At 43.3% G+C, this 12428-nt stretch carries 10 protein-coding genes; 8 read left to right on the top strand and 2 right to left on the bottom strand.

Features of this window, described 5'->3' with window-relative positions:
* Nucleotides 1-78 precede the first annotated feature (78 nt).
* A complete protein-coding gene (locus tag C2M32_RS14520) occupies nt 79-918 on the top strand; it encodes an HDOD domain-containing protein (protein WP_105169032.1) in 840 nt (279 codons plus the stop codon).
* A gap of 45 nt (nt 919-963) precedes the next feature.
* Here the strand turns inward: C2M32_RS14520 and rdgC are convergent, their stop codons facing one another.
* Nucleotides 964-1872: a recombination-associated protein RdgC gene (rdgC, locus tag C2M32_RS14515; RefSeq protein WP_105169031.1), complete on the bottom strand. Its 909-nt coding sequence runs from the start codon at nt 1870-1872 to the stop codon at nt 964-966.
* 101 nt (nt 1873-1973) lie between these two features.
* The gene (locus C2M32_RS14510) at nt 1974-3734 is read right to left on the bottom strand and encodes a sensor histidine kinase (protein ID WP_105169030.1); all 1761 of its coding nucleotides are present in this window, start codon (nt 3732-3734) and stop codon (nt 1974-1976) included.
* Between the two features lie 201 nt (nt 3735-3935).
* On the opposite strand from C2M32_RS14510, the gene C2M32_RS14505 reads away from it, so the two are divergent.
* The 7 genes from C2M32_RS14505 (at nt 3936) to ribD (ending at nt 12423) form a co-directional block, all read left to right on the top strand.
* Nucleotides 3936-4304, top strand: a complete 369-nt coding sequence (locus C2M32_RS14505; protein ID WP_105169029.1) for a response regulator — start codon at nt 3936-3938, stop codon at nt 4302-4304.
* Between the two features lie 324 nt (nt 4305-4628).
* On the top strand, nt 4629-7040 hold the full coding sequence (gene thrA / locus C2M32_RS14500; protein WP_105169028.1) for a bifunctional aspartate kinase/homoserine dehydrogenase I: 2412 nt from the start codon (nt 4629-4631) through the stop codon (nt 7038-7040).
* A 15-nt stretch (nt 7041-7055) separates the two neighbouring features.
* Nucleotides 7056-7997, top strand: coding sequence for a homoserine kinase (gene thrB / locus C2M32_RS14495; RefSeq protein ID WP_105169027.1), 942 nt, complete (start codon nt 7056-7058; stop codon nt 7995-7997).
* A gap of 2 nt (nt 7998-7999) precedes the next feature.
* Nucleotides 8000-9283 carry a threonine synthase gene (thrC, locus tag C2M32_RS14490; RefSeq protein WP_105169026.1) on the top strand — a complete coding sequence of 428 codons (1284 nt, stop codon included), beginning with the start codon at nt 8000-8002 and terminating at the stop codon, nt 9281-9283.
* Between the two features lie 242 nt (nt 9284-9525).
* Nucleotides 9526-10782 carry a serine hydroxymethyltransferase gene (gene glyA, locus C2M32_RS14485; RefSeq protein ID WP_105169025.1) on the top strand — a complete coding sequence of 419 codons (1257 nt, stop codon included), beginning with the start codon at nt 9526-9528 and terminating at the stop codon, nt 10780-10782.
* A gap of 82 nt (nt 10783-10864) precedes the next feature.
* Complete coding sequence (gene nrdR, locus C2M32_RS14480) at nt 10865-11314, top strand: transcriptional regulator NrdR (RefSeq protein WP_070993255.1); 450 nt, start codon at nt 10865-10867, stop codon at nt 11312-11314.
* Between the two features lie 2 nt (nt 11315-11316).
* Nucleotides 11317-12423 carry a bifunctional diaminohydroxyphosphoribosylaminopyrimidine deaminase/5-amino-6-(5-phosphoribosylamino)uracil reductase RibD gene (gene ribD, locus C2M32_RS14475; protein ID WP_105169024.1) on the top strand — a complete coding sequence of 369 codons (1107 nt, stop codon included), beginning with the start codon at nt 11317-11319 and terminating at the stop codon, nt 12421-12423.
* Nucleotides 12424-12428: the final 5 nt, after the last annotated feature.

The raw sequence follows: 12428 nt of genomic DNA, 5'->3' as shown, positions 1-12428 counted from the left end.
TTTATAAGGATGTTAGACAATACTAAAGGCTAAAACACGGGCGTTTAGCGCTACTTAATCAGTTTTGGAATTAAGCTCATGTCAACAGAGAATGCCTTACTTACCATCCTTATAGACAGAATCAATAGTGACACCTTAGTGTTGCCTACTTTGCCGGATGCGGCCGTGCGTGTGCGTAAAGCCGCAGATGACCCAGACGTTAATCTAATGCAAATGGCAGAGGTGATATCTCATGACCCCGCGCTATCAGCGCGGATGATAAAAGTGGCTAATAGTGCCTTTTTGGGTCGCTCTGTTAAAGTGAACACACTCAATCAGGCAGTGACGCGTATTGGGCTAAGACAAATCAAAAATATTGCTACGGCAATGGCAATGGAGCAGCTATTTGTATCTAACAATAAGCTGATCAAAACCTATATGGATAAAGCGTGGCAGAAAACGCTTAAAGTTGCCTGCCAAGCCATCACCACAATGGATTTTTACCTTAAGGCGCATAAACATACCTCTTTAAATAGAGATACGATCACATTGGCATCTTTGGTATTTAACATTGGTGTTTTGCCTATTTTGACGGAAGCAGAAAGACACCCAGAAGTATTCGCTAATCCAAGCTTTTTGGCACATGCTATCCAAAAATTAGCGGGTAGAATTGGAGGCGCAATTATGCGTGAATGGGGGTTTACCGAGGAGTTTATTGATGCCGCGGAAAACTGGTCCAATCCAAATTACAAACCACAACAAGATTGCTATGTGGATTTCATTAGAGTGGGCGCTATTTTAGAAGGAATCTTACAGGTTTCCGATAAAACCGCCTCACTGCAAGTGTATGCGGATAAAGGCATTATAGAATCAGTGGAAATGTTTACCAGTGACGAATATATTCATGCTCTGGAAGACATAAGAACGATGTTTGCTTAGCAAACATCGTAGGCGATAGGCGCATGTGCTTATCGCCTCAATGAATTACATATCCGAACCATCACCCAAGCTTTGAGTCAGCTCTTCAAGCAATTCTTTTATCTCTTCACTGACTAGAATAAAATCAGCGTCAAGCTTAACGGCCATATCCTCTTTGGGAATATCGGCATTTTGCTCTTTTAGCGCATCGGCATAGCTTAGACGTTTAATCGAGCCGTCATTTTGCAAGATAAACTTCACGCGTTCACGCCAGTCAAATGCAAGTTTTGTGACGCGTTTACCATTGTCTAAGTGACTTTTGATTTCGTCAGAAGATAAGTCGTGTTGCTTGAGCTTAACTTGAGCACCATTGTCGTCAGGTTCTTGTAGCTCAGCATCAGTACCAATTGCAAAACCTTCAGGGGTCTCAAACTTTGTCAGCCAATCCGTTAAGAACACGTCTAAATCGTAATTTGCAAATGCAGGTACGACAGGTAAGGTGCCTAGCGACTTTCTCAGCAAAGCAAGTAATTCTTCGGCTTTATTAAAGCTGGCGCTATTTACCACGACCCAGCCATTTTTTTGGTCAATAAAAGCAAATTGTAAGCTAGATTTCTTAAATGCTTGAGGCAGCAAACTACTCAGAATGTTCTCTTTTAATTCGTCTTTTTCTTTTTTCTTTACCGGGCGGTTTTCTTCACGCTCGATGAGCTCGACCTTCTCAGCGACCATGTCGTTTATTACAGAAGCAGGGAGTACTTTCTCTTCTCGCTTTGCACATAACAAAATACTGTCTTGTGAAAAATGCGATAAGCTATTGCCATGTTTTCCAAGCGCTTTGGTCCAACCAAAGGTGCTCATGTCTTGGCTTCCACAAGGTCTAAATACGTCTTGCTCTAGTGCCTTTTCAAACTCTTCTTGATTGTATGAAACATCTTGCTTAAAACGATAACAGATCAGGTTACTAAACCACATATATTGAGTATCCGTGCTTAAAAATTGGCGCTCATGATAGCAAGAATTTTATCGTAATGGGGAGGACTACACGTAAAACTTTACGAGTAGTCCAAACAGTGTTAGCTGAACATAGTCATAGGGGCTTGCATATTTTTTGGGAATTGAATGTAGTAGGTCAGCCCTTTACCTTCTTCACTGGTCACTTCAATATCACCATTGAGGGTTTGTTTTACTAAGTTAAGTGTAATGTGTGTGCCTAAACCACTGCCTCCCTGATCACGCTTTGTGGTGAAGAATGGGTCAAATAGTTTCTCTAGTTGTGCTTTGGTCACACCACGGCCATTATCTTTGTAAACTATTTTCACATCGTCATGATCATCGGTGATGATGATATCGATTTCACCCTTATCAACGCCATCAAAACCATGGATCAATGAGTTCATGATCAGGTTGGTAAATATCTGGCTGATTGCTCCCGCCGGCAGGTTAAGAGTTAGGTCCTCTGGACACTCGATATTAATGATGTGTTTGGTCTTTTTGATCTTTGGGTGTAGTGAGCGGACAACTTCGGCCAGATACTCTTTAAAGTTAATCTTTCGCACCGCTTCACTAGCCTGATCAACTGCGATTTGTTTAAAGCTGGCAACTAACTCTGAGGCTCTATCGAGATTAGTGGTCAGAAGACTGGTGCTTTGTTTTGCTTCGTTAATAAATTCTTCCAAAGCCTTGGGTGAGAGGGTTTTATCTTTATACGCCGCTTCAAGCTTATTTAATCGCTCCTGTAAGAAAGACGTTGCCGTCACCCCAATACCAACAGGGGTGTTGATATCATGCGTAATACCTGCAACAAGTCCCCCAAGAGCGGCCATTTTTTCTGAGCCAACCAAGCGCTCTTGCGCCATATTTAGCTCGTCTACATACCGCTCGAGCTCTTTTTGTTTTGTCAGTAGCTCTTGCTCTGTTTGACTACGAAGATCGACCTCTTCGGTGAGAGTGAGTTTTTGTTTTTCCAGCTCATATTTTTGTTGTTGTAAGTCCATCATGGCCTGACTGAGATTAGACGTTTTACGTGCGACCTCTTGTTCAAGCTGCAAGTTGTGTTGATCGAGCTTCTCGTTACTTATCAACAATTCTTTTTGCGTTTGATCGAGTTGTTTTCTGTACTCTGAGACTTTATCAATGAGCTTGTTGAATGCTTCTTCCATTACTTTAAGCTCATTACGTTCCGTGGTACCGATATCAATCTTCCGACCATCAATATCGTCCAATTCAATTTCTTCTATTTGATCGGTAAGATCAGTAAGTGGCTCGGTGAGCAAACGACGAAAGGCAATTAAAAATAGAATAATTAAGAACGTAGTTTTAATCATCGCATTACCGATCAAAAAGTAGATCGATATCATAATACGGCTGAAAACGACGTCTCGAGATGAGAAAAGTGTTACGTCGCCAACTTGTGTCGCGCGGCCAGAAAATTCAAAAATCAGTGGGAAGGTATAGCCAAATAGTCCTGATGGGGTATCTTCGATAATTGCTTCTTCTTGCACCAATTGTTGGCTATAAAGTTCATGAATATCTAAAGATCGGCCCAATTGAGAGATTATTTCACCACTATCATCTCGCACGATGATGCCCTCAATCATGGGGATCGCCAGCAACCCCTCTGCGGTGGTGACTGTTTGTTTGGTGTTTAATTCCCAAATTGCGCGTGTAAGACTACGGCTGAACGTTTTTTGCAGCATAGTCAATTCATTACGAATGTAGTCTTTGGTATTTACGTATTCAGCGACAACCTGACCACAGGTCACTACGAACGTAAGTAGGAAGTAAACCGATAGCACATTCGTGAGTAGCTTTTTAGATAGACTTTTTTGCAGCATGAATGAACTTTGGCTCCCAAAATTAGAGTTTGTGCAGAATGGCTAATCATAAACTTAGCTAATAAAGGTTTAAAAATAAATAAATATCTCTGATTTTCACTCTTAAATGCTGCTTTGGTTTAATTGCAGCTTGCAACACTTACTGATGTCAGAATATTGTGTTATAAGAACGAGGTATAACAAATAATAGTAAAAATAGTAATGGCTTACTCAATATTAGTCTGTGATGATTCGACAGTTGCTAGAAAACAAGTTATCCGTTGTCTGTCCAGCGCGCTTGAGGTGAACGTATTACAAGCAAAAGACGGTGTCGAGGCGTTAAACATTCTAAAGCAGCAATCTATTGATTTGTTGTGTTTAGACCTGACGATGCCCATCTTAGATGGCGTGGGTGTTTTAGAAAGAATTAAAACAGAGCCTAGTATCGAAACTTTTGTGGTGGTTATATCCGCTGATATCCAACCTGAAATGAAAAGTAGGGTCACGCAATTAGGTGCGCTAGATTTTATTGAAAAGCCGGTGGATAGTGAACGACTGATCGCACTTTTGCATCGCTACGGAATACGTTGAATCATCTCGTTACATGCTATTAACCCCTACCTTTTTCCTATTTCAACTCCAGAGTTTCTACCCCTTCCTTTAAAAAATGCATAAAATAGTCCTAAAGGGAATATGTGTATGAGTAAAATGCATATTGTTTGTCGCATTAAGTTGTTGACAGAATGCCTACATTTCGGGCAAGCTAAAAAACATGAAAACAAATTTTAACACTACGACCATTATTACAACCACCATCCATTCTGGATAGTGGCATAGGTCGGTGCGTATTTGAAAAAGGCCTGTGTTCACTACGAACACAGGCCTTTTTTCGTTTTAGGAATGAGGAAAATAACAATGCGTGTTTTGAAATTCGGTGGTTCGTCACTAGCTGATTTTGAATGTCTTAAGCAAGTTCACAGCTTGATCCTTAATCAAGCAGGGGCGGAAGCTTTGGTTGTACTGTCAGCACCGGGCGGTATGACAGACCAACTTGTGGAGCTGGTTGACCTAGCTGAACAAGGGCAAGACTATAGCGAACAATGGTTGCGACTTGAAAATCGAGCACTCGCTTTGCTTGAACAAGTTCAAAAGCTTTATGGCGAAGTGGCTCATTGGCCCGCTTTATCTAGCCTTGCCGAAAAGCTGGCTGGGGTAAAAATGCTACAAAACTGTCCTGATTCAGTGCGAGCTTATGTTATCAGTTTTGGTGAACGAATCAGTGTTGCACTTATGCAAACTATGCTAGGTGCCTCACAAGCAGCATACCTTGAAGCCAGCGACTGTATTGTTAGCCACGGTGGTTACTTAGATGCCGAAGTGGATTTACAGCTGAGCCAGACCAAGTTTGTTGAGGCGATGAATGCAAACCCAAGTAAGTACTACATCATGCCTGGTTTCACTGCAAGTAATGTACGTGGCGAGCTCACTACGCTAGGTCGTAATGGCTCAGATTATTCAGCCGCGATTGCCGCTGCGTGTTTACGCGCCGAAGTCTGTCAAATCTGGACTGATGTAGATGGGGTATATAACGCCGATCCTCGTTTTATCAAAAAGGCCAGCAAAATTGACTGGTTATCATATAAAGAAGCGATGGAGCTATCGTATTTTGGTGCCAAGGTACTGCATCCAAAAACCATCCTTCCTTGTGCTAAGTTCTCTGTACCTTGTGAAATCAAAAATACCCACAACCCGGATGTTGCAGGTTCTGTAATAAGTAACGAGCGACGCGGTGATGAAGCTGTAAAAGCGCTATCTAGTTTAGAAAACTTAGCCATGTTAACTGTCTCTGGACCGGGGATGAAGGGTAAAGTTGGCATGGCTGCTCGCGTATTTGGCGCGTTGGCAAATGACAATGTATCCATTGTTTTAATCACTCAATCTTCTTGCGAATTTAGTATCAGTTTTTGCGTCCATGAGTCGGATTTAGATTTGGCATTGAATGCGCTAGAGCAAGCCTTTGAACTTGAATCGCAAGCGGGTTTGATTGAGCCAGTTCAAGTGCAGCGTGAGTTGGCAATTGTGACACTGGTGGGTGATAACATGAAAGCCCATAAGGGACTTGCTGCAAAATTCTTTGCCTCGCTGGCACAGGCGCAACTCAATATCGTCGCAATTGCTCAAGATTCCACAGAAAGCGCAATTTCTGCGGTGATAGATGGCGCACGTTGTAATGATGCGGTGAAGGTGTGTCACGAGAACTTTTTTACCCATATACCTTCAATCGACGTCTTCTTACTTGGTTGTGGCCTTGTGGGTCAAGAGCTTATCAAGCAACTAGAAAAGCAACAGACTTGGCTCGAAGCGCGCAACATCAAGCTTAATCTCTATGGCGTCGCCAATTCTAAGCAACTATACCTAAACGCCGACGGTGTGCCGTTTGATTCATGGCAGGCAGAATTGGCAAACCAGCAGCAAGGATTTACTTTGCAGCGAGTTGAAGAGTTCGTCAAAGCAAATCATTTGATAAACCCAGTCTTGGTAGACTGTTCTTCATCTCAGTATCTTGCCGATCAATACGTTGACTTTTTGAATGCTGGTTTCCATGTGGTAGCTGCCAATAAGAAAGCCAATACCGGTAGTTATGAATACTATCAAGCGCTCACTTTGGCGGCGCAGCGCAAGCAAAGAAAGTTTTTGTACGAGACGAACGTAGGGGCTGGTTTGCCTGTATTAGACAACTTACAGTTGTTATTTGGTGCGGGCGACGAGCTGTTATCATTTAATGGTATTTTATCTGGGTCGCTGTCATATATGTTCGGCGCTTTGCAAGACGGTTTGAGCCTTTCTGAAGCGACAGCAAAAGCAAAAAGCAACGGCTTTACAGAGCCAGACCCAAGAGACGACCTATCAGGCACTGACGTAGCAAGGAAACTCCTGATCATCGCCCGCGAATCAGGATTGCAACTTGAGCTCAGTGATATTGAAGTGGAATCCGTTGTACCTGACGATTTCGCCCCCGGAACTTCTGTTGATGAGTTTATGGCACGTCTGCCTGAGCTTGATGCCAGCTTCGCCGACAAAATTCAAAGTGCAGCCAATGAGGGTAAAGTATTACGTTACGTTGGTAGTATTGAAAATGGCCGTTGCCGCGTAGGCATTGAAGCAGTAGACAAAGCACATGCACTTTATGATATTCGTGACGGAGAGAACGCTTTAGCAATTTTAAGTCAATATTATCAGCCACGTCCATTTGTGATCCGTGGTTATGGTGCAGGCGCTGAGGTAACTTCAGCGGGTGTATTTGCCGATATTCTTAAAACTTTATAGAGTGAGGAAGTACAAATGATCTCTATTTATGCGCCTGCCTCGGTTGGTAATTTTTGTGTTGGTTTTGATTCGCTGGGTGCCGCTTTGGCACCCATAGATGGTTCATTGTTAGGGGATGTTGTGCATATTGAGCACTCGGAGCAGGATAGCTTTACTTGCTCTGGTCCCTATGCGGAAAAATTACCAGGTGATGCCCATGAAAACTTGTCTTATCAATGTTTGCTTCATTTTAGAGAACATGTCGCACCAGGCATGCCGCCCGCCGCTTTAACGCTAGACAAGCGTTTGCCGATTGGTTCGGGGTTGGGGTCCAGTGCTTGTTCAGTGGTGGCGACATTCGCAGCATTGGATCAATTTGCTGGCACCCAGTTGTCGCAAGAAGCGATGATTGAATTGATGGCCGACTTTGAAGGTAAAGTTAGTGGAGGTCGTCACTACGACAACATTACTCCTTGTTATTTAGGAGGGTTGCAGCTGACGGCCGATATCGTGCCTAATAAAGCGCTGGCGTTACCAGTCGATGAACGTTGGTACTATGTAGCGGCTTACCCCGGTTTTGCCTTAAATACCTCTAAAGCGCGTGGTGTATTGCCTAAGCAGTTGTCGATGCATAGCGCGATAGAATTCGCACAGCGGCTTTCAAGTTTTTGCTTGCTCATGCAAAGTGGTCGTTTTGATGAGGCCTTAGGCTTGATGCAAGATGACTTAGCAGAACCTCATCGTCAGGATTTAATTTCAGGATTTAGCGATGCAAAAGCTGCATTACCTGAGTTTGGGGCTGAACTGGTCAGTATTTCAGGCGCAGGGCCGACATTATTTGCGATTTGTAAATCACTCGAAGATGCTCAGCAATGCCAACAATGGCTTGAGCAACATTATATAAATGAACATGGCTTCAGCCATATCTGTAAACTCGATAACTTAGGTACTCGTGTCGTTTCTCAAGGAGCTAAATAAAAATGCAATTGGTTAATTTAAAAGATGATAAGCAAAAAGTATCGTTTACAGAAGCGGTAAAAACAGGACTCGGGCGCAATCAAGGGGTGTTTTTCCCAACGGATTTGGCGCCGCTAAGTGATGTCAATGCTTTGCTAGATTTACCTTTTGTTGAGCGTAGCACACAGATATTGTCACACCTTATTGGCGATGAACTGCCTAAAGATACATTGGCAGACATGGTTAAACGCGCCTTCAACTTTCCAGTCGAGTTAGTAAAGGTAGATGAAAAAAATTACTGTTTAGAGCTCTTTCATGGCCCAACATTGGCATTTAAAGACTTTGGTGGGCGTTTTATGGCGGAATGTATTGGCCTGTTCAATCAGGGAGAGCGCGTAACAATTTTAACCGCAACGAGTGGTGACACTGGAGCGGCAGTAGCTCACGCCTTTTACAATAAGCCAAATGTTGACGTTGTTATTTTGTATCCCGAGGGCAAAATTTCACTGGCTCAGCAAAAATTGTTTACGACTTTAGGCAACAATATCCATTGCTATGCCGTAGCGGGGAGCTTTGATGATTGTCAGGCGCTAGTAAAGCAAGCCTTCTTAGATGACGAAGTGAAAGAAAAGCTGGGCTTAAACTCAGCTAATTCAATCAATATTAGTCGTTTATTGGCTCAGGTATGTTACTACTTCGAAGCATTGGCGCAATTACCAAAAGACCAGCGAGCGACGGTTCATGTATCTGTACCAAGCGGTAACTTTGGTAATGTTTGTGCGGCAATGATAGCGTCAGTAATCGGCTTGCCAGTGGATAAGCTTTCTGCGACAACTAACCAAAATGATACAGTGCCACGCTATATTGAATCCGGTGAATGGTCACCGAATGCAACCCTTGAGTCATTATCTAATGCAATGGATGTGAGTAAACCTAATAATTGGCCTCGTGTTCAAACTATGTTGGACAGTGGTAAATTTGCTAAACATGATTTTTATTCACGTTGTGTCAGTGAGCAACGTACACAAGAAGTGATGAGAGAAATTGCCGCAAATGGGTATATTGCTGAACCACATACGGCGATAGCTTACGAAGGCTTAAACTTAGATAAAGATGCAAAAAGCACAGGTGTATTTTTGGCAACTGCCCATCCGGCAAAATTCAAAGAGTCGGTAGAACAAGTGCTAGCACAGCAAATTGATATGCCTGAAGTGTTACAAAGTGCATTAGATAAAGCATGTTTAGCACAACCAATGACTGCCGATTATGAGCAACTCAAAGCGGCAATTTTTGCTAAATTACTATAGTTAAAATGCGACGTCAGGTGGTGACTGAATGCGGTCTCACCTGATGTTAATATTAAAATTGTTAATTCCACTCTCTGAACTCATAAAAAAAACAAATGTTAAAATAAAAAAATATCATTACATTAACACTGTGAAATAAATTCAATCCCTGTTTAAATATGCTCATGCCAAGATCGTAGGCATGATACGCATTAGAGCGTACAATATGGCTTTTTATACCTTACGTGCACCTAGGAGACCCCATGTTAGAACGTAACATGAACATTGCAGATTTTGACCCTGAATTAGCAAAAGCGATCGCGCAAGAAACTACGCGCCAAGAAGAGCACATTGAGCTTATCGCTTCTGAAAACTACTGTAGCCCGCGAGTACTAGAAGCACAGGGGTCTCAGTTAACGAATAAATACGCGGAAGGTTACCCTGGTAAGCGTTACTACGGTGGCTGTGAGTACGTTGATGTCGTTGAGCAACTGGCGATAGACCGTGCCAATGAGTTGTTTGGTTCAAACTACGCGAACGTTCAACCTCACGCAGGTTCACAGGCTAATGCTGCGGTATTCCAAGCGCTACTTCAGCCACATGACACTGTATTAGGCATGAGCTTAGCGCATGGTGGTCACTTAACACACGGCTCACACGTTAACTTTTCAGGCAAAACATACAATGCAATTCAGTATGGTTTGAACGAAGAAACTGGCGAGATTGACTATGCGCAAGTAGAAGCACTTGCGCTTGAGCATAAGCCTAAAATGATCATTGGTGGATTCTCGGCCTACTCAGGTATTGTTGACTGGGCTAAGTTCCGTGAAATCGCAGACAAAGTTGGCGCTTATTTACTGGTAGATATGGCACACGTTGCCGGTTTGGTTGCAGCTGGTGTTTACCCAAGCCCAGTACCACACGCTCACGTTGTAACGACAACTACACACAAGACCTTAGCAGGCCCTCGTGGTGGTTTGATTATTTCAGCTTGTAATGATGAAGACATCTATAAAAAGCTAAACAGCGCGGTATTCCCTGGCGGCCAAGGTGGTCCTCTATGTCATGTTATTGCTGCAAAAGCGGTTGCATTTAAAGAAGCATTACAGCCTGAGTTCACTGAGTACCAGAAGCAAGTTGTTAAAAATGCACAAGCTATGGTTGCGGTATTACAAGAGCGTGGCTACAAAGTGGTATCGGGTAAAACAGACAACCATTTATTCTTACTTGATTTAATCGACAAAGATATTACTGGTAAAGACGCAGATGCTGCACTGGGCCGTGCTAATATCACAGTTAATAAAAACTCAGTACCTAACGATCCGCGTTCTCCGTTCGTTACTTCAGGTTTACGTATTGGTTCTCCTGCCATCACGCGTCGTGGCTTCAAAGAAGCAGAATCAAAAGAATTAGCTGGCTGGATCTGTGACGTACTAGACAACATCAATGATGAGTCTGTACAAGCGCAAGTAAAAGAGAAAGTAAAAGCAATCTGTGCAAAATTACCTGTTTACGCATAATTTTACGCACAAAACAGCATTTTTTGTTATTATGAAGGCCGCTATAGCGGCCTTTTTCGTAAGATTTCTAAAGTGAACTAATATGCACTGTCCTTTTTGTACTGCCAAAGATACCAAAGTAATCGATTCTCGTTTAGTGAGTTCAGGCCATCAGGTTAGAAGACGCCGTGAGTGTATTGAATGCCATGAGCGCTTCACTACCTTTGAAGGCGCTGAATTGGTTATGCCTAGAGTGATCAAACAAGATGGCTCTCGTGAGCCGTTTAATGAAGATAAGCTGGTCAACGGGCTCGCCCGAGCTCTGGAAAAGCGTCCCGTCAGTACAGAACAAATAGATGAAGTTATCCATGAAATAAAATCAAAGATCCGGGCCACAGGAGAGCGTGAAGTACCCAGTCATCTCATTGGTGAATGTATAATGGAAGCGTTAAAAAAGCTCGATAAAGTGGCGTATGTGCGATTTGCCTCTGTTTATCGTTCATTTGAAGACATTAGAGAATTCGGTGAGGAAATTGCGAGGCTGGGTGATTAACTATGTTCAGTGAACAAGATCATCACTACATGGCCATGGCGATTGAACTGGCGAAGAAGGGGCGTTTTACTACCACGCCCAATCCTAATGTTGGATGTGTCATTGTCAGAGATAACCAAATCGTCGGTCAAGGTTATCACCAACGTGCTGGCGATGCTCATGCGGAAGTATATGCTTTGCGTCAAGCAGCAGATAAAGCGGCGGGGGCGACTGCGTACGTCACACTTGAGCCTTGTAGTCATCATGGCCGCACACCCCCTTGTGCAGAAGGTTTGATTAACGCCGGAGTTCACCGAGTGGTTGCCGCTATGGTGGACCCCAACCCTAAAGTCGCAGGCAGAGGTCTGGCCATGTTGCAACAAGCCGGTGTCGAAACGGCTTATGGTTTACTTGAAGAAGAAGCGCGAGCGTTGAATCGAGGCTTCTTAAAGCGCATGGAACAAGGTCTTCCTTATGTTACTTGCAAACTTGCCGCCAGTTTGGATGGTAAAACAGCACTAAAAAATGGTCAGAGTAAGTGGATTACAGGTCCGTTAGCGCGCCGTGATGTACAACATTTTCGAGCGCAAAGCTGTGCAGTTTTAACAGGCGCAGATACGGTGATTATGGATGATGCCAAGCTCAACGTGCGAGCGCATGAGTGTGATATTGAGTTACCACAGGGCCATACCTTGAGGCAACCTGTCAGAGTTATCATCGACTCGCAAAACCGCTTAACTCCTGATCTGGCGCTATTTCAGATAGATGCACCGCTAATAATTTTTCGAACACACCTTGATAATAAACACCAATGGCCTCATTTTGTAGAGCAAATTAAGCTTGATGCAGAGCATGGCAAAGTGCCTTGTCGAACTGCGCTGGAACACTTGGCAAATCGTGGCATAAATCACGTGTGGTTGGAATCCGGTGCAACCCTAGCGGGGGTGTTTGCACAGCAACAACTCATAGACGAATATGTGGTATATTTAGCGCCCAAACTAATCGGTCATCAGGGGAAAAGTTTATTTCATTTACCTGAAATAACCCTAATGGATGATGTAACTCAGTTAGCGTTCACTGATGTGACCACAATAGGCGATGACATTCGTATAACGGCTAAAACTTGCTAATTTAA

Origin of the sequence: Pseudoalteromonas sp. T1lg23B, assembly GCF_002964665.1 — a bacterium.
Lineage (GTDB): Bacteria > Pseudomonadota > Gammaproteobacteria > Enterobacterales > Alteromonadaceae > Pseudoalteromonas.
The sequence above is the reverse complement of the archived record's forward strand: the minus strand, read 5'-3'. Positions and strand labels throughout refer to the sequence as shown.